Genomic DNA, 22,775 nt, shown 5'->3' with positions numbered 1-22,775 from the left:
ATTATTTGCTTGAATTCAAAAGGTTTTTAATATCAATATCTAACAATTTTGCTATTTCAAGCAAGGTTTCCATAGAAGGTTGTATTTCATTTCGACACCATCTGGAAACAGTTGTTTCTGATTTATTTAATTGATCAGCAAGCCATTTACCTGTTTTTTGTTTTTCAGCAAGTACTGCTTTAAGTCTATTAATTGGAATTTCCTGCATAGAAATATACATTTTGTGTAAAGATATTTAAAAAAGAAGCATGAATATTAAATATTTGTGTTAAAAATAAAAAAGAATGAGAACTTTTGTCCTCATTCAATATCCTTAGCCAGATTACCAGCGCCTCAATGTTTTGTAAAGATAGTAAAACTTTGGCGAAGTTACTTACTTTCAAACCCCTCCTTAAATTTCATAAACCGTTCGCCATCTTTCGGATTCTTCTTCATCCATTTGTTCATTAAATCTGTATTGTACTTCAATTGGTCGTAGTCTTTAATTTCGAAAATCGCTTTTCCATCTCTCTTGATTTCATCCAAAATATCTTGCCGAATTTCACTTTTGGCGCGGATGCTTTCGGAGTACCATTTGAAAGCAAAATGTCCAGTCCCGAACAAGATTATCGCTGCCAAAGACAAAATACCGATGCTTCCTGGAAAAATAAATTTGATGTGTTTTTCAATTTTTTCAAAAAAGCTGAGCGTGGTTTCCGACAAATGCGCAGGAATGCTTTCAGGAATTGAGGATTTGAAACCTATGATAGATTCAAGTTCTGTTCTAACAAGCTGCATCGCTTTTTGCATCATATTGGTCGAACCAATAATCGCATTCTGTGCAGATTGATAAAAATTACGTGCTTCTAAATGAACGGATTCAGTTTGTTTCGTGGATTTTATGTTTTCTTCATTCGTTTCAACCACCTTTCTCAGCAGTTCATAAATATCGTTTTGTGGTTCGTTTGGTGCTGTGTTTTGATGTTCCATTTTATCTAAATTTTCGTTTTTTTCGTTTTAATAATTCATCGTCGGGAGCGGTGTACGTTGGTTTTAAAAACTCATCAACCGTTTTTCCAATCTCTTTGGAGATATTGGTTCTTGAAATTTCCGTTTCTTCATTTTCTCGCATTTGCTCAAGCAAGGTTTGAATATGTTCAGCCCTCTCGAAGTTGGAATTCAAAGTTGTCTTGATATCTGCAATTTTCAGTTTGTTGGTAATTTCTGAAAGTTTATAGCCCGATTTATATTGTCGCTCAGTTTGATGGTTGATGTCTTCATATCGCACAATCCGCATTCCCGAAATTCCGTCTTTCACATTTTGTGAAAGAGTTACTCGATAACCTTTTAGATGCATTTTCATTACAAGATCATCGAAGTTTTTAGCGTATTTCAAAGAGTTTGTCAAAGCATAATACATCATCTGTTTCTTCTCTTTTCCAATCTCGATATCTGTTTTCAGATTCAGTTTCTGACAAACTTCTCGGACTGCTTTACCAAAGTTTTCTCCGATTTTGTGTGCGGTAATCGTGTTCTCGCCAAAAGTGTTCACTCGGTTTACAATGAAGTGAATGTGCTTTTGCTTCGTGGAAGAATGAATATCCAAACGAATTTGATTATCATCCGTAACTCCGACTTTTTTTAATGCTCTCAAGGCTAAATCAGTCAGTTCTTCATTTGTCAGCTTATCGCCAATAGATTTCTCCGGAGAGATATATCCTGTTAATGCCCAATTTTTTACATTTTTATTTCTGTTGGCGACTGCTTTCATTTCCTTGAATTGTATTTCGGGATCCTCGCTCAAAAGATTATTGCCGTAAACCATCTCCGCAGTTCCTTTGTCGTTTCCGTTGTATTCCACAGCGATTTTGGAAATTCGTCTTGTGGTTGCACTGTTATTCATCTTCTTGAAATTCCGCTTCCGTTCTTGCGTTCATTTTATTGTAGAGATAATCGTAAATCAGTTTCGTAACAATTTCAACTTCTCTTAGAATCACTTTGGTGTGATCCAATTGTGAAAACTCACTGCGCCGAAACATATTTTTTATTCTGATGAAGTTATTTCCATATTCGAGCAAAGTTTCATGTTCTTTAAATTCATTAATTCTGAGTTCTCCATCTGTAATTTTTAATCGGGTAAATTTTGAAAATTTGATATTGTACCGTTTCGCTTGTTGTGAAGCCTCATCAAATTCTTTCTGCGTCAATCTCGTAGAAATCACTTTCGTAAATTGATTGGAAGTCTTCTTTTTTAAACCTCCTTTTCTGCCGATTTCTTTGAAGTAATTTCTTCGTTTTTCTTGTGCAATTTTCTTTTCCTGTTCGTTGAAAATTTGTTCCGCAAATTGTCTTAATTGATTATTTTCCATTTGAATTTTTTTTTCTTTTCTGAAGCAAAAATTTCCATTTTTTGCCATTAATATTTTTTGAACTCTGTTTGATTTTCGACAGAAATTTTCTTCGGATTTTAGATGCATTTTCTTTAAATATTTACTGCATTTTCCTCTGAATTTTTCTCTGAATTTTGTCTGATTTTTTTTCCTAAATCAGCGTTCTGTTTTATAGTTTTCGACGATAGGAGAAAACCAAAATGTTCCAATTTTACGATGAGCGGATGCGCTTATTGTAAACATTGGGTACTTTTTGCACTAACTATCTGCCGATTTTGCGTGGAGTTATTTTACCCAGGTCTTCACTTTCGATATCTGTATCTATTTTACGCAGGTCTGTTTCTTTTATACCTGTATCGATATTGAGCATGGTACCTGTATCTGTTTTACGCAGGTTCCCATTGATTAAAAACTCATTTAAGTCTTTGTGGTTTTTGAATAAAATCCGCTCATCTAAAACATTGGAGTTTTGCTTTTTGAGAATTTTGGTGACAGAATCTCCTGTCCTGTCATTGTCCAAAAACAGTTCAACACTTTGATAATTTTCAAGTTGATTCTTGACTTTTGAAATCATCGAAACCGAATTTAAAATGATGTAATCCGAAGGTTCTTTTTCGAGTGATTTTTCCAAAATTTTGAACGATATATAATCTGCAAATCCTTCAAAAATTCTTAAAATTTTGGAGTGATTTTTTATCGAAGTGAGGTCTTTTTTACCCAAACAAAGTTTGATGTATGGATTCCTGATTTCATATCCGTCAGAATCATTTTTGAATCCCAAACCGAAATACTTTTTTCCGTTGAGTTCGTAATGAATTTCTTTGAGTTCGGATTTCAGGGAATTGAGTTTTCGGGATTTTAGATATTCAATCAAACTTGGATGTTCTACTTCCTTGATTTCTAAAATCTCGTAAACTGATTTTGGTTTGAAATTATCAGTTTCAATTATCTGCTTATTCGGAATTGAATAATCAAATCTTTTCAGATATTCCAATGCTTCGGAAACTGAGCATTTCTTAATTCCTTGAACCAAGGAAACATTATCGTATTTCATTCCTGTCCCAAAATCGAAAGCAGTGTTCTTTTCATAATTCACCGAAAGACTTGGCGTTTTTTCTTCTCGGTCAAAGGCAAGATAAAAAGCGGTTCTTCGGTTGTCTTTGCTCGGGAAAAGAGAAAAGCTCTCCAAGATTTCCCTGATGCTGATATTTTCGTTTGCCTGTTTACAATTCATAATTTTGGGTTTTTGTGTTGTGCGTTTTGTGTTTTGTTTTATAAAGTTTTTTGGTGTTTTTACCGACCTTCTTACCTAAGCCTTTTGCAGAAAGTGTTAAGAGTGATTTGGTTGACTTACCTTGACTTACCTTTCTACCTGTATTTTTTATTTCTAAATTCTATTAATAGGTAACTTTAGGTAAGTCTAAACATCTATTCTTACCTCTTATAAAAATGTCTATTCATAATGGTTTCAAGGGATTTTTGGTAAGCAGGTAATTAGGTAGGAGGATTTTTAATTATTTTTTATTCATTTTTTTCGTCCTCAATTTTTCTTTTGATTAAATAGCCATAAACCTGCTTTTTGGAATGCTTTATCCTTTCAAAGTTTAAGGCGGTTAATGCTTTCCCAATTTTCACATTGTTCATTCTCACTCCCAAAGCATTACTCATTGCGAGCATAATCTCCGTTGCGGTGAGAAAGTCGTTTTTGTTTTCCGATTTTTCAAAATGGGAAATGAGGATTTCCTGCTCAAGTGTGATTTGCTTGAATTTCTCGTTTCGTTTTTCATTTTCGACAAGGTCTTCTGCAGTGAGTTCGGGATTGTAATTTTTCCTTTCAAAAGCATTGTGATACGCTTGAGCCCAAACTTGGTTGATGTTGATTTTCTTTGAGTATCCAAAATCAATTTCCAATACCTCAAAAATGATCCATCTCACGCTTCCTGTTTCATCGGTCAAGAAATCGGAGCGGTTTGTAGAACCACAGAATGACGAGGTTCTGTACATCAATGACGATTTTCTGTCGTAAGGCAATCTTGCATTTACCGTGTTTTTGGAAATAAATGCCTTCAAAATATTGACGTCCGTTTTGGACATCACCGAAAGTTCATCGATATTGATGATGAAGTTTTTGCAGAGCGCAATGAGTCCGTCTTTATCCACACCAATATCTTCGGTGTAATATTTCTCCAAACTTGGCGGAATCAGGAATCTTAAAAAACTTGTTTTTCCACTGTTTTGCTTGGTATTGTAGAACACGAAGCATTGTTTGTTGATGTATCCTTTTTTCAATGCACACAAGACAGATCTTGTCAACCATTTTTCAAAATGGATTTGGAAAGGTTCTGCATCAGTGGTCTTGACAAAACTTGTCAATCTTTGGATATGGTTTTCACCATCCCATTTTTCAAGGTTTTGAAAATAGTTCTGAAATGGATTGAATACCGTAATCAAATGGCTTCGCATCAGTATTTCAAGTTTGTTGAATGCGATGTTGATTCCCGCCTGAGTGAGTTCGATGTACAGAGAGTTTAAGTTCAACTCAGTCCAATCGCCGTTTTCTGTTTTTATCTCGAATTCCAAGGCGATTTCGTTGAAGCGGAGTTGATAGTTCTTTGCAAGGTATTTTCTGATACGATCGAATATCGTATTGGTAGCTGTATCCACTTGATACAACTGTTTTTCGGTCTCCATAAAGTTTAGGATATACTGAAACCGAGCAAATATTTTAGTATATTTGCATCAGTTTCAAGGTGAAACAAAAATTGAGGGCATAACTGGCGGGTTATGCTTTCTTCTTTTTGAAAGCAAATTCTATTGCTTCAGCTTGGATTTCATCAGTGGATTTTTCGCTATTAGACAATAACCATTCGTCTATCTTTTGGCGTTCAAAAAATAGAACTTTACCATTCGGTTTTGAAAATGGGATAAGATTGCTGTGTACGAGTTTATAGATATACGATTTTTTGAATCCAGTATAATCTGACAATTCCTCGACATTAAGAATTGGTTTTAAACCGAAAATGTGCTTTTCTATCCGACTGAGTTTTTGTAAAATAATTTCGTTTTCCATTGCTTATATTTTGTTTAATTTTATGAAGCAAAGGTCTATATAGAAAACTATAATTACAATACAGTCAATGGGTTGTGGGCTAAAAAAGAATAAATTAGATGAGTTTGGAATGTGAAAAGTCTAAATAAGAATAATTTAGATTAGTTTAGATGATTAAGACCAAAATAGTACAAAACGAAGCAAATGGATTAAGATAAATTCAATATTTTGATTGAAATGACAAACAAAAAACTACACTATATTTCAAGTTTCAATTTTGGAATGAGTTCCGCAGCTTCTTTATTTTTCTTATCTACAATCTTAGCATAAATTGCCGTAGTTCTGATTTCTCTATGTCCTAACCGTTTTGAAACGGTATAAATATCCGCCCCATTTTCAAGCAACAGAACCGCATTGGTATGACGAGCACTGTGAAAAGTGATGTGTTTGGTTAAACCTGCACGAACGCTCCATCTTACAATTTCGTGGTTAAATACTGCTCCATACTTCAATCCAATAAAAACTCTTTCTTTTGGTTCTCCACGTTTACCGAGTAATTCTCTTGCTTGTTCTGAAATATATAAATACTCAACACCGTCCGTTTTTTCCTGTCTAAAATTAACTTTAAAACCGTCTTCTTCATCTCTCACTTCAGACCAAGTTAATGTATTGATATCACTCCATCGTAATCCACTTAAGCATGAAAATAAAAATGCCCTTTTTAACACATCATATTTGCAATATGCTTTTGCAAGGCTTTCTACTTCACTAAAAGTTAAGTATTCTCGCTGACTTTCTGCTTGATCAAACGATTTTACTTTGCTTCCGTAATTAATGGAAATATACCCTTCATCAAAAGCACTTCTGAGAGCTGCTTTTACTTTATTAAAATAGGAATATTTTGAATTTTGTGAGAGATCCAAATTGCTTTTAGTTTTCGCTTCATTTTCAAAATAGTTTTTGACACGCTTTACAAAATCTTCATCTATATCGTCAAAAGTTAGATTAGGAGAAACAAACTTTTTTAGATGTTGAAAAGCAGAAAACCAGTTTCCATAATTATTGGAACTGTCTGCTTTCATTTTCTCTTCAGTCATTTCACCAAAGTAATTTAAAAATGTTCTTTTAGATTTAGATTTATTCTTAATATCAAATCTACCTTGCACATATTCCGATTGTCTAATTGCTAGAATGCTTTCTGCCAATGCGAGGGTTTCTTTGTTATGCCTTTTTTCTTCTGCAGTTTTGGGGCTCTTGTAAATATAAATCTTAAGATTCTCGAAATCCCTTATATGTCTTCTTTTTCCGTCCGCAGAAGTTTCTGAACCTTTATAGTACTCTACAAACAAACTAACTTTACCACCTTGTATATTTCTTTTATATAGTGAGATTTTCATAATGTAGTACGAATGTACTACGTTTTGATTTCATGTAGTACTACGCTGGTACAAATATAGAAAAAAAAGGTTAACATCAGAAAAAATAAATTATATAAAATACTGATAATCAAACAAAAGAACAAAAAAGAAACTAAAAGAAACCCAAATTATTTGCCAATGCAAAATTTCGAGAAGATATTCCCCAAAACCTCGTCGTTCGTGAACTCCCCAGATATCTCCCCAAGATGTTCCAAAGCATTTCGAAGTTCATAAGCTAAAAGTTCCGTGGTGATGTTATGCGAAACCGCCTCTTCAACCTGTGTTACCGAATATAACGACTTCTGCAAAGCCTCATAATGTCTTTGGTTGGTAATCACCACGCCACCTTCTTGAGCTTTTAAGTTTTCAACGTACGAAGAAAGCTCGTTCTTTAATTCCTGAATATTACGATTCTCTATAGCCGAAATCTTAATAAAATCAAACGGTGTATCCAAAGCATCACGGAACTGATTTTCGATAACATCAAAGGTGGTTGGAACGACTTCATCGATCTTTGTTAAGCAGATTATCAATTCCAAATCCTCTCGAACCAACGACTGAATCATGCGAATATCTTCTGTAAAATCGCCTGAATTAGCGGCAGCTAAATACACCAAAATCTCAGCCTGACTAACCTTTTCGCGCGCTTTTTGAACACCTATCGCTTCAATTTCATCTTCTGTATCGCGCAATCCTGCAGTATCTATCAAACGAAAGGCATGGCCTTTAATATGAAGGATTTCTTCGATCGTATCACGCGTCGTTCCTGCGATATTACTCACAATCGCGCGCTCTTCTTTCAGTAACGTATTCAGTAAAGTCGATTTCCCGGCGTTGGGTTTCCCAATAATCGCCACAGCAGTGCCGTTCTTAATGGCATTCCCATACTGGAAACTGTCGATTAATGATTTTAATTTTGTTTGAATGCGCTTAATTAGGGCTACTAAAGCAGTTCTATCAGCAAACTCCACATCCTCCTCAGCAAAATCCAATTCCAATTCAATGAGTGAAGTAAAATTCAATAAATCACCTCGCAACACCGAAATCTCTTGCGAGATACCACCTTTCAGTTGGTTCAAAGCTACTTTTCGGGAAGCTTCATTTTCGGCAGCAATCAGGTCGGCAATAGATTCGGCTTGCGAAAGATCAATACGTCCATTCATAAAAGCACGCATCGTAAATTCCCCCGCTTTCGCCATTCGAGCACCGTTCTTAATTAAAACTTCGAGAATCTTAGCACCAATATGTGGCGAACCGTGAAACGAAATCTCCACCGAATTCTCTGTCGTAAAGGTCTTAGGCGCATGAAACACCGAAACCATCACCTCGTCAATAATTTCTTTGGTATCGGTTGCTAGTTGTCGGTTGTCAGCTGTCATGCTGAGCGGAGTCGAAGCATCCTCACTTAACGCTTGTTTCTTTTCTCTTTCCTCTTTTCTCTCAGTCTCAGGTCTCACATCTCGCGTCTTCCCATCCACAATAAACCCATAATGCACCGTATGCGATTTTGTTTTCTCAAGGTTTTTCCCTTCAAAAACTTTATTCACAATTTCAAAAGATTTTTCGCCCGAAACTCTAATAATTCCAATCGCACCAACGCCGTTTGCTGTTGCCAATGCACAGATAGTATCCTGATTCATGCTGCAAATTTACGGCTTTTTAAATTTGAAATATCAGGTCATAAAGCTTTATCTCTTGTTGTGGATAAATTTTAATTATTAAAAGAAGGTTTAGAAGTTTATTAAAGTTTTCGAAATGTGGTGTCAATTTCACTGAAAGAATTTAATTACTTTTGCTTAAATCTAAGAAGTATATGAGATTGTTTTTTATAATGATGTTTTTAAGCTTTAGTATGTTTACTTTTTCGCAAGAAATTGAAATTAAAAATTTGGAAAAGCATGTCTATTATTTGGCTTCAGACAAGATGAAAGGACGCGGAACGGGTAGTAAAGAAAATCTGAGAGCGGCAAAATATATACAGAAACAATTTAAAAAATATGATTTGCAAGCCTTAGGAACAGATGGGTTTTATCAAAATTTTGAAGCGAAAATTAAAAAGGTAAAAGTTCGTGACAGTATTCGAAGAGCAAAAAATGTCATTGCTTTTTTGGATAATAACGCTGATAAAACGGTGGTTATCGGGGCTCATTATGACCATATTGGAGAAGGGAAACAGGGGAGTTCTTTAGCAAAAGATAGTTATGGGATTATTCATAATGGAGCAGATGACAATGCTTCTGGTGTTGCAGGCTTATTAGAATTGGCGCGCATTTATTCTCAAAATAAAATTATAGAGCCTGTTAATTTTTTATTTATTGCTTTTGGTGCAGAAGAGTTGGGACTGGTTGGTTCTAGATATTTTGTTAAGAATCCAACTTATGATTTGTCAAAAGTCCTGTGGATGCTGAATATGGATATGATTGGCCGACTGAACAAAGAAACAGGCGTTTCCATTATTGGCTACGGTACTTCGCCTGCTTTTGAAACTATTTTTAATAAGATTGATCGTGATAATTTTGTAAAATTTTATACCAATTATGAGGGAAGAGGAGGCTCTGACCAAACATCATTTTATGAAAAAGATGTTCCTGTACTATTCTTCCATACCAATGGGCATCCAGACTATCATACGCCAACCGATGATCCAGATAAGATTGATTTTACTTCTTTAAAAGGAATTTTAGATTTGGAAAAAGCTGTTATTGAAGGCAGTTTTGGAGCAGGAGAGATGCCTTTTAATAATACGGATAAAAAGAAATAATCACTTCTGTAAATACGGTTCTGCGTTTTAATAAATTAAATTTGCGACCATAATTTTTTTGAAAAGAAAATAGGAAATATATCTACAAAAAATAGCTAAGTCAATAATCTAAAAAGAATTTTTCATTTGATTTTGGGCTTAAAAACTTACAAAGTTATTTTCAAAAAAATAATATTTTAAGCGAAACGAATATTAATCTAGGTTAAAGGAAGTCTTATAGATCTATGATTCCACATTTTCTGGTTTTGGTTTCTTCTCATAGCTTAATAAGAAAATAGTAGAAATAATTAGTAAACTACCAATCCAATCTATCATTCCGAAAGATACATTCAGCCAAAGTATAGCAATAATTGTTGCCGAAAAAGGCTCTGCGGAAGCGAGTAGACTGCTTTTTTGACCTCCGATAATTTGCACCGCTGTTAGGTATAAGTAAAATGGAATTAAAGTACCAAATACAACAATAAATGCAGTGTACAAATAGGTTGTATCATCCCAAAGTCCCTCAATAGACCAAGGCGCCTTAATGAAAGAAAATGCCAAGCCACCGATCAGCATTCCCCAGCCAATAACGGTTGCAGAGTTATATTTTTGTAACAAGGCTATGGGTTGCAACGTGTAGATTGCTAATGCAACAGCTGATCCTAAGCCAAGAAACAATGCTGTTGTTGAGATATTAAGCGAATCTAATTTGCCATGTGTTACCAATAAAAATGTACCCAAAACCGCAAATGAAATAGCAATAAAATCAATGAAACGCGGGATTTTTTTATTCTTAAAAGCGAGATAAATAGTGATAAGTACTGGTCCAGCATACTGCAAAATGGTTGCTGTAGCCGCATTGGAATGTTTTATTGCTGCAAAGTAGGTATATTGTACCATCAACATTCCTGTTATTGAAAAAAGTAAAAGTCTATTGAAATCCTTTTTGTTGTTACAGATTTCAAAAATCTTATTTTCTTTTTGACTTGCTGCATAGATTAGCAAGAGAAAGCCCGAAATCAACATTCTTACAGTGATCATCCATTCTACATTGATGCCACGTTGTTGAAACAAAAATTGTCCAAATGTGCCAGAGATTCCCCAAAGTGATGCTGCAATAATTGCAAACAAAAAACCTTTAAAAGTTTCGTTTTTCATTAGTAAATGCCTTTAATACTTAATTAAAACGCAAAAATAAATGAAATACAAAGGTTAAAATCTTTATTTTTATGCGCTATTTTGCAATTTTGTTTCATCTCAAGATGGTTTTTTATGAATTTGGATAAATTTGACATAGAAATACTCGATATTTTACAGAAAGATAATTTGACTTCTCAACGTGATATCGGTGAAAAAATCGGACTTTCTGCCGCAGCTGTACAACGGCGTATAAAAAAAATGCGCGAGGAAAAAGTGATTTTGGCTGACATTTCTGTAATAGATCCAGAAGAAGTAGTTTCTCAAATTTTACTTTTTGTTGAAATTGAATTAGATACTGATAAAATTGAATTTATCGATGAAATAAAATCTACTTTTAATAAAGTTCCACAAATCCAACAATGTTATTATGTGACAGGTGAAGTCGATTTTATACTAGTTATGGTCGTTAAAAGTATGCAAGAATATGAGTCTTTGACACGAAAATTGTTTTTTAGTAATTCTAATATTCGCAGATTTAAAACCTTTGTTAATATGCATACAGTAAAGACAGGCTTACAAATTCCGTTGCCGAAATAAGATTTTGATTAATTTTGTATTTTAAAAACAACTTGATGAAAATTATTGTAACTGGTGCAACTGGTATGGTTGGCGAAGGTGTCCTACTGGAGTGTCTCAAAAGTAATGATGTTACAGAAATTCTAAGTATTTCTAGAAAACCTTGCGGAATTTCTAATCCAAAACTAAAGGAGCTTTTAGTTCCTGATTTTACAAAATTATCAAATTTTAAAGCAGAAATTTCAGGTTATGATGCTTGTTTTTTCTGTGCAGGGATAAGCTCTGTTGGGATGTCGGAAGAAAAATTTACACAGATTACTTACGATACGACCTTAGCTTTTGCAAAAGCCTTACTAGAGGTCAATAGCAATATGACTTTTATCTATGTAAGTGGGGCAAGTACAGATTCTACTGAAAAAGGGCGTGTCATGTGGGCGCGTGTTAAAGGAAAAACTGAGAATGATTTGGCTAAATTAGGTTTTAAAAGAGAAGTTAATTTTCGTCCAGGAGGTATGTTAGCTGTCAAAAATCAACGCTATGCAAAAAAATCTTACATTATTATTGTAGGTATTTTAAAATATATTATTCCATCTAGAATATTGCATCTTTCAGAAGTTGGAAAAGCAATGATACATGCTGTCCAGAGAGATAATGTTAAAAATATTTTAGAAATTAATGACATTCGACTTTTAGCTAAATGAAGAATTTGAAAAAAGTCTTAAAAATTGTCATGTATATTTTTTTAATTCTAATTTTTATTACAGGAGTTACAATCTATTTTTACATGAAGCAGCCTCAGTTTGGCGCTCTACCTACAGGGAAAAGATTAGAATTGATAAAAAAGTCTCCAAACTATAAAGACGGAAAGTTCAGAAATTTAATAGAAAAACCAACTATTTCTGATGGCTATTCCATGTTGGAAGAAATCTGGAATACCATGTTTAAAAATATTCCTATGAAGGAACCGGTAGGAATTATTCCCTCTATTAAAACCGATCTTAAAACTTTGCATCCCAAAGAAAATGTAATGATTTGGTTTGGGCATTCGTCTTTTTTCTGCAAATTGATGGTGTCAAAATTCTTGTAGATCCTGTTTTTTCTGGCAATGCATCGCCCCTTCCAAATAGTGTAAAAGCTTATAAAGGCACAGACATTTACTCGGTAAAAGATATGCCAAAGATAGATTATATGTTGTTATCACATGACCATTATGATCATTTAGATTACCAAACAGTCAGTCAATTGCAATCAAAAGTTAAGTATGTGGTTTGTGGTCTCGGTGCAGGTGCCCATTATGAAAAATGGGGATACCAGAAAGAACAGATTATTGAAAAAGATTGGGGTGAAAGTTTTGAGGTCAAAAACGGTTTCAAAATTTCAACCGAATCAACGCATCATGAGTCTGGTAGGGGATTCACAAGTGCACAAAGTCTTTGGCTTTCTTTTTTTATAGAATCACCAGAGATAAATGTTTATTATAGTGGCGACGGTGGTTATGATGAACGTTTCAAAAATATTGCTAAAAAATATCCTAAAATTGACTGGGCAATTATGGAATGTGGACAATACGATAAGGCTTGGCAGTCGGTGCATGAGCTTCCGGAGGAGGTCGCTTTGGCTACAACCGAATTACGCGCCACGAATATGATTCCTGTTCACCATTCTAAATTTACCTTAGGAAAACACCCTTGGGATGAACCTCTGGAAGAAATTACTAAATTTTCAAAAGCTAAACCTTATCGACTAGCGACGCCTATAATTGGTGAAAAAGTGATTCTTAACAGTACTAATCAAACTTTTCAACAGTGGTGGAAAAAAGTCAAATAAAACGTTTCTTTGTCAAATTTTAAATAGTAATAGATTCTCGATTGCAAAGAGTTGAGTATGTCATTTTTAAAATTTGTCATGTTTGAGTTTTAAAATAGATAAGTAATAATCTGTCACAGAATACTTAAACCTGCATTTTATCACTTTTTTAATATTTCTTTTGGAGGTATTATTTTTATTCTTAATTTTGTTATTTATAATTATTATAAATAAAATTAACGAATCAATCATACCATATACCTTATGAAAAAGATCTTTTTTGCTGCTGTTTTTTTAGTAGCTGTTGCTTTCGGGAAAGCTCAGAAAAACACTTTATTAGATGGTGCTTTTTGGAAGAATAACCCAACTTTAGAGACTGTAAAAGCAGAAATCGCAAAAGGAAATAGTCCGTCGCAACAGAATGGAGGATTCTTTGATCCCGTTGTAATGGCGATTAACAATAAGGTTTCAACGCCTGTTATCCAATTTATGGTGGAGCAAGAAGGGAATTCGATTGATAAAAAAACACACCATTCTAGAACGTATTTGCAGTGGGCAGCGGCTTCTGGAAATCTAGAATTGGTAAATTATCTTTTGGCGAAAGGTTCAGATGTACATTATAAGGACAGCCACGGTTCGTCGGTGATCGAGTATGCAGCCGAAGCTGGAAATCAAAATACAGCAGTTTTTGATGCTTTAATTAAAGCTGGAGCCAATCCAAAATTGAAGCATGAAGATGGTTCAACATTAATCATGATGAGCATTGCGAATGATGATGATTTGAAGTTGGCGAATTATTTCGTTTCTAAAGGTTTGTCGCTTCAAGATAAAGATGCCGCGGGAAGAACGGTTGCAGATTATGCGATGAAGTTGGGGAATTTCAAAATTTTAGATCAATTAGTTGCGAAAGGTGTAAAACCAACCGATCAAGCTTTGTTTTTTGCGACGCAAGGTTCGCGTGCAAAAGCGAATGGATTGGACGTTTTCCAAACTTTAGTAGAAAAATATAAGTTGAATCCAAAGACTTTAAATCCTGGTGGAGCAACAATTTTAAATTCTTTGATGAGAAGACCAAATCTTGAAATTATTCAATATTTTTTAAATAAAGGTGTTGATGCAAGTGTTGCGGACAAAGAAGGAAATACGGCGTTAATGGTTGCTGCGCAAGGAAAAGATGCGAAAGTTATTGAAACACTTTTAGAAAAATCTAAAAACGTAAACGCAGCCAATGCAAAAGGCGAAACTGCTTTAATGAAGGCTATTGAAAGCGGCTCTGCTGATGTTGCAACTGTATTAATTAAAAACGGAGCCAACGCAAAAGCAACTGATAAAGCTGGAAATTCTTTAGCCTATTATTGGTTCAATTCGTATAAATCAAATCCAGAAGCAATCGCGGATTTCACGGCGAAACAAGCTTTATTGCAAACAGCAGGTGTTGATTTTAAATCGACTCCAAAAAACGGAAATTCGTTATTGCTATTGGCGGTTGACAAAGGCGAAATCGATTTAGTAAAAAAAGCAGCGGAATTAGGAGTTGATGTCAATGCTCAAGATGCCGATGGAAACTCAGCTTTACACAAGGCGGCTTTGGTTTCTAAAGACGATAAAATGCTAAAAACTTTGGTGGATTTAGGCGTTAAAAAAGATTTAAAAACAGAATTCGAAGAAACGGCATACGATTTGGCTAAGGAAAACGAATTCTTAACAAAAAATAAAGTGTCAATCGACTTTTTGAAATAAAAGATTATGAAAAAGAACTGGAAAGTTATGGTTTTGAGCATGTTTGCATTGGTTTTGTCCAATTCAGTTTTCGCTCAAACAACGAAGTACAAAACGATGATTCAGATGAATGCTTATTCGGGGAAAGAAGCCTATGTGGTGATTTCGCTAATCAATCCGAAAGGGCAGTACGAGCAGACTTTGGGCGTTTTAGGAACCGATAACGAGTGGTACAACACGCTGAAAGAATGGGACAAATTTCAAAAAGTTAAAAAGCAAAAATTAAACGGAATCACAGGAGCTTCGGTTGCTGGTGGTGCGAGAGCAACACGTTTAATTGAATTTGACACGACAAAATTGGATAAAGGTTACAAAATCCGTTTCGAATCTGCCGTTGAAACTCAAAAATACTACGCAAAAGATGCGGAAGTTGCTTTATCATCGGCGGTTTTAGACAATAAAGCGAGCGTTACTGGCGGCGGTTACATCAAAGCGATTCGATTTTTAAAAGTTCAGTAAAAAATGACCGTATCTATTTGGCGGTATGCTCATTTGGCGTTGGCGATTATTTCGTCCGCTTTCCTTTTGATTCTGTCGGTTACGGGCGTTATTTTGGCGTACGATGCGATAGATGAAAAAGCTCCGGCGTACCGTGTAGAAAATTTTCAAGAACTCAATCTGGGACAGGTTTTGCCCACACTTCGAGACTCGTATTTTGAAGTGATAGAAGTGAAGGTGGATCACAACGATTTCGTGACCATCGACGCTTTGGACGAAAACGGAAATCCAGTAAAATCCTATATTGATCCCAATTCTGGAAAGAAAATTGGTGACATAAAACCCAAAAGCGACTTCATTAATTGGACGACTGCATTGCACCGTTCTCTGTTTTTAAAAGAAACCGGAAGAGCGATTGTTGGCGTGGTTTCCTTCATTTTATTTTTGATTTCCATTAGTGGTTTTGTCCTTATTTTAAAGCGTCAGCAAGGGATTAAACATTTCTTTACACGAATTCGGAAAGACTTTTTCTCGCAATATTTTCATGTGGTTTCGGGACGATTATTGTTGATTCCGATTTTGATTGTTGCCTTAACGGGAACCATTATTTTCATGGTTCGATTGGATTTTTTTAAAGGTGAAAGTCAAGAAATAAAACATACCGCGAAAGCGGGTGAAGCCAAGGATTTAAAAGATATTCCTTTCTTTAAAAATACCACTTTGGACGATGTTGAGCGAATCGAATTTCCTTTCGTTCCCGATGATGAAGCCGAACCGTTTATCGTTCATTTAAAAGATCGTTCGGTATCGGTAAATCAAGTTACAGGCGAAATTATTTCCGAAACCAAATATCCGTATTCCGCAGTTTTAGAAAAGATAAACCTCGATCTTCATACAGGGAAAACAAGCCGTGTTTGGGCGTTTATCTTAGGTTTAGCTTCGTTGAATATTGTATTTTTTATTTACACAGGTTTCGTGATTATGTTCCGCAGAACTCGAACTAAAATTAAAAATCAATACAAAAGCAAAGATGCCGAAATCGTTTTGTTGGTCGGCTCTGAGAACGGAACAACCTTAACTTTTGCCGATAATATTCATAAACAATTGTTGGGACAAGGGAAGAAGTCCTTTTTGGCTCAAATGAATCAATATGAAGCTTATCCAAATGCGCAACAATTGGTGATTTTTACGTCAACCTACGGACTTGGAGAAGCGCCAACTAATGCCAATCGTTTTGAAAATTTGGTTAAAAAAACACCTCAAGATCATCCTATTTCGTTTTCGGTGGTTGGTTTTGGATCTAAATCTTACGCTGATTATTGTGAATTTGCAGTTTCGGTGAATCAAATTTTAAATGAACAATCTTGGGCAACCGAATTGGTGAATTTATGTACTGTAAACGATCGTTCAACACAGGAATTTGTGCATTGGGCGCAACTTTGGAGCGAGAAAAGTTTGTTGGCTTTGGCAACAGCGCCAACAGTTTACGAATCTAAAATTCCAAATCTCAAAGAATTTGAAGTTGTTGAGAAATCAATTCCAACGGAAGAGAATTCAACTTTTAAAATCATTTTAAAACCAACCAATAAACAAATTTTTGAATCGGGAGATTTGCTTGCGATTTATCCTGAAAACAATAATAAAGAGCGTTTTTATTCGGTTGGAAAAGTGGGACAAAACATTCAATTGTTGGTTAAATTATTTCCTGGTGGTTTAGGTTCCGAATATTTGAATCAATTAAAAATCGGTTCCAAAATTAATGGACGAATCATGGAAAATGCAAAATTCCATTTACCGAATGATGCTCAAAATGTAGCAATGATTGCGAATGGAACGGGAATCGCTCCATTTTTAGGAATGATCGACGAAAATTCGAGCAAGAAAAATATTCGCTTGTATTCTGGTTTTAGATTTGATAATTCTCAAGCCAAAGAATATCAAAAATTCGGTCAAGAACAGCAATCGAAAGGTCATTTAGAAAGTTTACACTTGGCTTTTTCTCGTGAAGAAAATAAGCAATATGTGATGGATTTAATCAAAAATGATGAAGTTTATTTCGCAGATTTATTAAAAAATGGCGGAATAATCATGATTTGTGGTGCGTTAAAAATGCAACGCGACGTTGAAAAAGCTTTAGAAGAAATCACTTTAAAATACCATCAACAGCCGCTAAGCTCGTATGAAAATCAAATTCTAACAGATTGTTATTAAATCAAAAATATAATATGTGCCACAACAGAATCGTTTTTACGTTTCTGTTTTTGGTTTTTTCATGCAGCTTTGTTTTCGCTCAAAAACCTGTTGTAGTCGAACGTCAAGTCACTTTGATGGGTTCGGTTTTCAATATTACGTTGGTTGATAAAGATTCTATAAGTGCGAATAAAAACATCGATTTAACCATTGAAGAAATTTCTCGAATCGAAAATTTAATTTCGGAATGGCAACCGCATACGCAGATTTCACAAGTCAATCAAAATGCAGGAATACAGCCAGTGAAAGTAGATAAAGAGGTTTTTGATCTTACAAAGCGTGCTATCGATTATTCTAAAATGTCGAATGGCGCATTTGATATTTCAGCAGTTTCGATGGATAAAATTTGGCGTTTTGATGGTTCTATGACCGAAATGCCAAGTCAGGAATCTATCAAAAAATCAATTTCAAATGTTGATTATCGCAATATTATTTTGGATTCCATAAACTCAACTATTTTCCTAAAAAATAAAGGAATGAAAATCGGTTTTGGCTCGATAGGAAAGGGTTATGCTGCGGACAAAGGTCGAGAATTAATGCAAAAGAAAGGCATCAAAGCAGGAATTGTCAACGCTTCTGGCGATATTGCGACTTGGGGAACACAGCTGAACGGGAAACCTTGGGCAATCGGTATTCGAAATCCTTTTAAACGTCAAAAAGTTGCTAAAATTTTAAAACTTAAAAACTCCGCCGTAGCCACTTCTGGAAGCTATGAAAAATACGCCGAAATCGATGGTGTACGTTATTCCCATATCATCAATCCAAAAACGGGATTTCCCGCAACGGGACTTACGAGTGTGACAATTTATGGTCCTTCATCTGAATTTTGCAATGCGCTAAGCACTTCCATTATGGTTTTGGGTGAAAAAGAAGGATTGAATTTAGTCCGAAAATTCCCTGAATATCACTATTTGTTGATAACGGATGAGGGGAAATTAGGAAGTAAAATATTGAGGGCTTTTTATTAATTTAGATTTTTGAAAACGAAAATTTAAAATTATGAATTCCGAAGAAGTAAGAGATTATTGTTTATTAAAGAAAGGCGTTGAAGAAAGTTTCCCTTTTGACAAAGAGACTTTGGTTTTTAAGGTTGGAAATAAAATGTTTGCGCTTATGTCTTTGGAACGTCAGCCGACAAGCGTTAACCTAAAGGCCGATCCTGATTGGAGTCTTGAGCTTCGTGAGGAATATTCGCAAATTGTTCCAGGTTATCACATGAACAAAGTCCATTGGAATACGGTAAATGTTGACGGTCTAAAGTCAGATTTAATCAAAAAATTAATTGACCATTCTTATGATTTGATATTTGCGTCTTTAACTAAAAAAGTACGCGAAGAAATTTTACTTTAAAAACCTTTGAAAGGATCATAAAAATCATCTTGTCCCAAAAGAATATTAAGTCCCAGCGCAAAACCTTGAAAGTCTTTACTTTTATTAAACCCAAAACTATATCCCAAATCCAAGTGTAAAATATTTAGAATATTGATGCCAAGACTCGGTCTTAAGTTTTTTGAACTAACAGAAACTTGATACATGAACGCTGAATCTCTACCTAAAACTTGGTTAAAATGAATTTCGGGAACAACTCCAAATTTGTGATTAACAGAAGTTAAATAAGTCCCTGCACCAACATTAATTGCGGGTTTTTGCGTGTCAGAAATTCTGTAGTCGACGCCTGCAAATCCTGCATTTTTACCAATATAATTGTAACCGACGTTAAGGGCGAAACCTTGCGCTTTGCAAAAACTTCCAGCAAAAATTATAATTAAAAGAAAAAAGATTTTATTGATTTTCATGTTTTTTATTACAAATAAAAACATTTGAAATTAAATGGCTTTATTAAAATTTAAAACTGAAACTCCTGCGTCAGTTTTTTATCCAAATCAAGCTTTTCGATTAATTTTTCTAAACCTTCGAATTTAATTTCGTCGTGTAAAAAATCACGGAATTTAACTGTAATTATTTCGTCGTAAATATATTTATCAAAATCGAGAATGTAAACTTCGGTACTCAGTTTATCACCATTAACAGTGGGATTTGTACCGATACTTAACATTCCTTTAAAGAATTGTCCGTCAACATAGACTTCAACGATGTAAGCGCCTTTTTTAGGAAGAAGTTTACCTTCCGCAACTTCAATATTTGCGGTTGGATAACCAATTGTTCTACCAATTTTTTTACCGTGAATCACTTTTCCAGATAACATATAAGGATAGCCAAGCATTTCGTTAGCTTCTATAATGTTGGCTTCTGCTAAAGCCGTTCTTATTTTGGTGGAACTAATATGTTGGTGGTGAAAATCAACTGGCCCAAGTTGTTCAACTTCAAAATCTAGTTCGGTGGAAAGTTGTTTTAATAAATCAAAATTTCCGCTTTTATTTTTACCAAACGTATGATCGTAACCAATGATTAAGTGCTTGACGTTTAGTTTTTTAATTAAAATTTCTCGACAGAAATCTTCGCCTGTCAGATTTCGGAAATCTTCATCAAAAGTTTTTAAAAACAAATTTTGAATGCCTGCTTGATTTAGAAGTTCAATCTTTTCATCCAAAGTATTTAATAATAACACTTCATCTTGCGGATTGATCACTTTGCGAGGATGCGGCCAAAAAGTAAGAATTCCTGATTCTAGATTTTTTTCAGAAGCAATTTTATTAAGTTTTTCGATGATAGAAAAATGCCCACGATGCACACCATCGAACATTCCTAACGATAGTGCTAGAGGTGTATTACTATTATAATGATCTAAATCTTGGTTGATTTTCAAAACTAAAAAATTTTGGATAAGACTTTTAATTAAAACTTCGACGAAGTTAATTTTTTGGACTTTCAAAAATAGAATTTTAAGAAGTCAATCTTATTTTTTGCAAATATGATAAAAATCTTTATTTGTGACAATGCAGATATACAAAGTTTTATTATCTTTGTGCGCAAGAAAAAATTTAGTAATGGCAAACCAAATTAAAGGAAAGATTTCACAAATTATTGGACCAGTTATCGACGTGGTTTTTAATGATGCTGAAGAATTACCAAGAATATATGACGCTCTAGAAGTTGTTAAAACTGATGGACCTAACCTAGTACTCGAAGTTGAGCAACACATCGGAGAAGATACTGTAAGATGTATTGCGATGGACGCAACAGATGGTCTACAAAGAGGACAAGATGTAGTAGGTACAGGAAAACAAATCACTATGCCAATTGGTGATGCAGTTAACGGTAGAGTATTCAACGTAGTAGGAGATGCTATCGATGGTCTTTCTAATCTTTCTAAAGATGGTGGATTGCCAATTCACAGAGAAGCTCCGAAGTTTGATCAATTATCAACTTCATCAGAAGTTTTATTTACAGGTATCAAAGTAATCGACCTTATCGAGCCTTATGCAAAAGGAGGTAAAATTGGATTATTCGGTGGTGCTGGTGTAGGTAAAACTGTATTGATTCAGGAATTAATTAACAATATCGCTAAAGGACACGGTGGTCTTTCTGTATTCGCAGGAGTAGGAGAGAGAACAAGAGAAGGTAATGACCTTGTACGTGAGATGCTTGAGTCTGGTATTATTAAATATGGTGACGAGTTCATGCATTCTATGGAAAATGGAGGATGGGATTTGTCAAAAGTAGATACAGAATTAATGAAAGATTCTAAAGCTGCTTTCGTATTTGGACAGATGAACGAGCCGCCAGGAGCAAGAGCTAGAGTAGCACTTTCTGGTCTTACATTAGCAGAATATTATAGAGATGGTGGAGAAACAGGACAAGGTAGAGATGTATTGTTCTTCGTAGATAATATCTTCCGTTTTACACAGGCTGGTTCAGAGGTGTCTGCACTTCTTGGTCGTATGCCATCTGCGGTAGGTTATCAACCAACTTTGGCATCTGAAATGGGTGCGATGCAGGAGAGAATTACTTCAACTAAAAACGGATCTATTACATCTGTACAGGCGGTTTACGTACCTGCGGATGACTTAACTGACCCGGCTCCGGCTACAACCTTCGCTCACTTAGATGCAACAACAGTACTAGATAGAAAAATTGCTTCATTAGGTATTTACCCAGCGGTAGATCCATTGGCTTCTACTTCAAGAATCTTGGCGCCAGAAATTATTGGTGACGAGCATTACAACTGTGCACAAAGAGTAAAAGAAATCTTACAAAGATATAAAGCATTACAAGATATCATCGCGATTCTTGGTATGGAAGAACTTTCTGAAGAAGATAAACTATCAGTATACCGTGCTAGAAAAGTGCAAAGATTCTTATCTCAGCCTTTCCACGTTGCAGAGCAGTTTACAGGTATCCCAGGTGTATTAGTAGATATCAAAAATACAATCAAAGGATTTAACATGATTATCGATGGTGAGTTAGATCACCTACCAGAAGCGGCTTTCAACCTTAAAGGTTCTATCGAAGAGGCTATCGAAGCTGGTGAGAAAATGTTAGCTGAGAATAAATAATTAGACACAAGATCTCAGATACAAGACACAAGACTTAGTTTGTCTGTAATCTGAAATCTGAAATCTTTAAATCTAAATTAAAAATGACAATTAAAATTATAACTCCAGAATATGTAGTATTTGAAGGTCAAGTTGACTCAATTTTATTACCAGGTAAACAAGGTGAGTTTCAGATTTTCAAAAACCACGCGGCTATTGTTTCGGCTTTAGTTAATGGTCAAGTTAAAATCTACACTGACAGTGTTCCAGAAAAATATTCTAAATATTTCACTAAGGAGAACGAAGCGAAATCTGCATACTCGTTCGCAATTAGAAGTGGTGTTCTAGAATTCAATAACGATAAAGGAATTATCTTAGCAGAATAAGAATAATTTTTAAAGATATTAAAAAAGCTTTCCAAGAAATTGGGAAGCTTTTTTTTGCTATTATTTTTGATGGAAGTCTTTGGGCAGATTGATGGTTTTTCTTTCAAAGCCTAGCTTCGAGTAACCGAGCATAGTGAAGTATATTGATAAGTCAAGAATTAAAATTTCTTAACATGATTTTTCCAAAATCTACGCAGATTGTCGTTTTTTTTATACTAATTTTAAATAATTTAATCATAACCCGTCTAATCGATTTCGATGAATTCTGAATTTATTAGACGTTTTTATTTTTATTCAATTTTAAAAACTTTGCGTTAAATCTCAATCTACTTGGCAATTCCCTTGTTAAATAACTGAAAAAAACACTAAATTTGTACTTTAATTTTTT

General features: G+C 34.7%; 24 protein-coding genes. 12 read left to right on the top strand and 12 right to left on the bottom strand.

The features are described 5' to 3' along the window. Position 1: 1 nt before the first annotated feature. The 9 genes from B5X62_RS00910 to mnmE form a co-directional block, all read right to left on the bottom strand. On the bottom strand, positions 2 to 208 hold the full coding sequence (locus B5X62_RS00910) for a helix-turn-helix transcriptional regulator (protein WP_212648984.1): 207 nt from the start codon (positions 206 to 208) through the stop codon (positions 2 to 4). Between the two features lie 161 nt (positions 209 to 369). Next, entirely contained in the window at positions 370 to 969 is a 600-nt protein-coding gene (locus tag B5X62_RS00905) for a hypothetical protein (RefSeq protein ID WP_079665508.1), read from the bottom strand. A 1-nt stretch (position 970) separates the two neighbouring features. Continuing rightward, the gene (locus B5X62_RS00900; RefSeq protein ID WP_079665507.1) at positions 971 to 1,882 is read right to left on the bottom strand and encodes a relaxase/mobilization nuclease domain-containing protein; all 912 of its coding nucleotides are present in this window, start codon (positions 1,880 to 1,882) and stop codon (positions 971 to 973) included. Further along, positions 1,875 to 2,348, bottom strand: a complete 474-nt coding sequence (locus B5X62_RS00895) for a special sigma factor (RefSeq protein ID WP_079665931.1) — start codon at positions 2,346 to 2,348, stop codon at positions 1,875 to 1,877. Before B5X62_RS00895 ends, B5X62_RS00900 begins: the two co-directional genes overlap by 8 nt. Before the next feature lie 283 nt (positions 2,349 to 2,631). Beyond that, complete coding sequence (locus B5X62_RS00890) at positions 2,632 to 3,603, bottom strand: toprim domain-containing protein (RefSeq protein WP_079665506.1); 972 nt, start codon at positions 3,601 to 3,603, stop codon at positions 2,632 to 2,634. 287 nt (positions 3,604 to 3,890) lie between these two features. Then, on the bottom strand, positions 3,891 to 5,060 hold the full coding sequence (locus tag B5X62_RS00885) for a VapE domain-containing protein (protein WP_079665505.1): 1,170 nt from the start codon (positions 5,058 to 5,060) through the stop codon (positions 3,891 to 3,893). Positions 5,061 to 5,151: 91 nt separating this feature from the next. Continuing rightward, complete coding sequence (locus tag B5X62_RS00880) at positions 5,152 to 5,439, bottom strand: helix-turn-helix transcriptional regulator (RefSeq protein ID WP_079665504.1); 288 nt, start codon at positions 5,437 to 5,439, stop codon at positions 5,152 to 5,154. 236 nt (positions 5,440 to 5,675) lie between these two features. Next, positions 5,676 to 6,815, bottom strand: a complete 1,140-nt coding sequence (locus B5X62_RS00875) for a tyrosine-type recombinase/integrase (protein ID WP_079665503.1) — start codon at positions 6,813 to 6,815, stop codon at positions 5,676 to 5,678. Between the two features lie 149 nt (positions 6,816 to 6,964). Then, positions 6,965 to 8,476 (bottom strand): tRNA uridine-5-carboxymethylaminomethyl(34) synthesis GTPase MnmE, encoded by a 1,512-nt coding sequence (gene mnmE / locus B5X62_RS00870; RefSeq protein ID WP_079665502.1) that lies wholly within the window; start codon positions 8,474 to 8,476, stop codon positions 6,965 to 6,967. A 212-nt stretch (positions 8,477 to 8,688) separates the two neighbouring features. Here mnmE and B5X62_RS00865 point away from each other — a divergent pair, with 212 nt between their 5' ends. Further along, entirely contained in the window at positions 8,689 to 9,597 is a 909-nt protein-coding gene (locus B5X62_RS00865; protein WP_245797103.1) for a M20/M25/M40 family metallo-hydrolase, read from the top strand. A gap of 222 nt (positions 9,598 to 9,819) precedes the next feature. Here B5X62_RS00865 and B5X62_RS00860 read toward each other — a convergent pair whose 3' ends face one another. Beyond that, on the bottom strand, positions 9,820 to 10,734 hold the full coding sequence (locus tag B5X62_RS00860) for a DMT family transporter (protein ID WP_079665500.1): 915 nt from the start codon (positions 10,732 to 10,734) through the stop codon (positions 9,820 to 9,822). Positions 10,735 to 10,848: 114 nt separating this feature from the next. Between B5X62_RS00860 and B5X62_RS00855 the strand changes: the two genes are divergently transcribed. The 9 genes from B5X62_RS00855 (at position 10,849) to B5X62_RS00820 (ending at position 18,915) form a co-directional block, all read left to right on the top strand. Beyond that, positions 10,849 to 11,313: an Lrp/AsnC family transcriptional regulator gene (locus B5X62_RS00855; RefSeq protein ID WP_079665499.1), complete on the top strand. Its 465-nt coding sequence runs from the start codon at positions 10,849 to 10,851 to the stop codon at positions 11,311 to 11,313. A 35-nt stretch (positions 11,314 to 11,348) separates the two neighbouring features. Beyond that, a complete protein-coding gene (locus B5X62_RS00850) occupies positions 11,349 to 11,993 on the top strand; it encodes an NAD-dependent epimerase/dehydratase family protein (protein ID WP_079665498.1) in 645 nt (214 codons plus the stop codon). A gap of 83 nt (positions 11,994 to 12,076) precedes the next feature. Then, positions 12,077 to 12,379, top strand: a complete 303-nt coding sequence (locus B5X62_RS15585; protein WP_221405192.1) for a hypothetical protein — start codon at positions 12,077 to 12,079, stop codon at positions 12,377 to 12,379. Next, positions 12,325 to 13,119 carry an MBL fold metallo-hydrolase gene (locus B5X62_RS00845; protein ID WP_221405191.1) on the top strand — a complete coding sequence of 265 codons (795 nt, stop codon included), beginning with the start codon at positions 12,325 to 12,327 and terminating at the stop codon, positions 13,117 to 13,119. Before B5X62_RS15585 ends, B5X62_RS00845 begins: the two co-directional genes overlap by 55 nt. A gap of 243 nt (positions 13,120 to 13,362) precedes the next feature. Further along, positions 13,363 to 14,838, top strand: a complete 1,476-nt coding sequence (locus B5X62_RS00840; protein ID WP_079665497.1) for an ankyrin repeat domain-containing protein — start codon at positions 13,363 to 13,365, stop codon at positions 14,836 to 14,838. A gap of 6 nt (positions 14,839 to 14,844) precedes the next feature. Beyond that, a complete protein-coding gene (locus tag B5X62_RS00835) occupies positions 14,845 to 15,336 on the top strand; it encodes a DUF2271 domain-containing protein (protein WP_079665496.1) in 492 nt (163 codons plus the stop codon). Positions 15,337 to 15,339: 3 nt separating this feature from the next. Further along, positions 15,340 to 17,526, top strand: a complete 2,187-nt coding sequence (locus B5X62_RS00830; RefSeq protein WP_079665495.1) for a PepSY domain-containing protein — start codon at positions 15,340 to 15,342, stop codon at positions 17,524 to 17,526. Between the two features lie 14 nt (positions 17,527 to 17,540). Continuing rightward, positions 17,541 to 18,533, top strand: a complete 993-nt coding sequence (locus B5X62_RS00825) for an FAD:protein FMN transferase (protein ID WP_079665930.1) — start codon at positions 17,541 to 17,543, stop codon at positions 18,531 to 18,533. 31 nt (positions 18,534 to 18,564) lie between these two features. Then, a complete protein-coding gene (locus tag B5X62_RS00820; protein ID WP_079665494.1) occupies positions 18,565 to 18,915 on the top strand; it encodes an MmcQ/YjbR family DNA-binding protein in 351 nt (116 codons plus the stop codon). Here B5X62_RS00820 and B5X62_RS00815 read toward each other — a convergent pair. Both B5X62_RS00815 and B5X62_RS00810 read right to left on the bottom strand, forming a co-directional pair. Continuing rightward, positions 18,912 to 19,361: a hypothetical protein gene (locus B5X62_RS00815; RefSeq protein ID WP_079665493.1), complete on the bottom strand. Its 450-nt coding sequence runs from the start codon at positions 19,359 to 19,361 to the stop codon at positions 18,912 to 18,914. The two genes, B5X62_RS00820 and B5X62_RS00815, sit on opposite strands and share 4 nt — an antisense overlap. Positions 19,362 to 19,411: 50 nt before the next feature. Next, positions 19,412 to 20,332: a bifunctional riboflavin kinase/FAD synthetase gene (locus tag B5X62_RS00810; protein ID WP_079665929.1), complete on the bottom strand. Its 921-nt coding sequence runs from the start codon at positions 20,330 to 20,332 to the stop codon at positions 19,412 to 19,414. A gap of 181 nt (positions 20,333 to 20,513) precedes the next feature. Here B5X62_RS00810 and atpD point away from each other — a divergent pair, with 181 nt between their 5' ends. Beyond that, a complete protein-coding gene (gene atpD / locus B5X62_RS00805) occupies positions 20,514 to 22,022 on the top strand; it encodes a F0F1 ATP synthase subunit beta (RefSeq protein ID WP_079665928.1) in 1,509 nt (502 codons plus the stop codon). Positions 22,023 to 22,105: 83 nt separating this feature from the next. After that, positions 22,106 to 22,387, top strand: a complete 282-nt coding sequence (locus B5X62_RS00800) for a F0F1 ATP synthase subunit epsilon (RefSeq protein WP_079665492.1) — start codon at positions 22,106 to 22,108, stop codon at positions 22,385 to 22,387. Positions 22,388 to 22,775: the final 388 nt, after the last annotated feature.

The organism is Soonwooa buanensis (assembly GCF_900167905.1).
Lineage (GTDB): Bacteria > Bacteroidota > Bacteroidia > Flavobacteriales > Weeksellaceae > Soonwooa > Soonwooa buanensis.
This window is presented reverse-complemented; position numbering and strand designations above follow the sequence as displayed.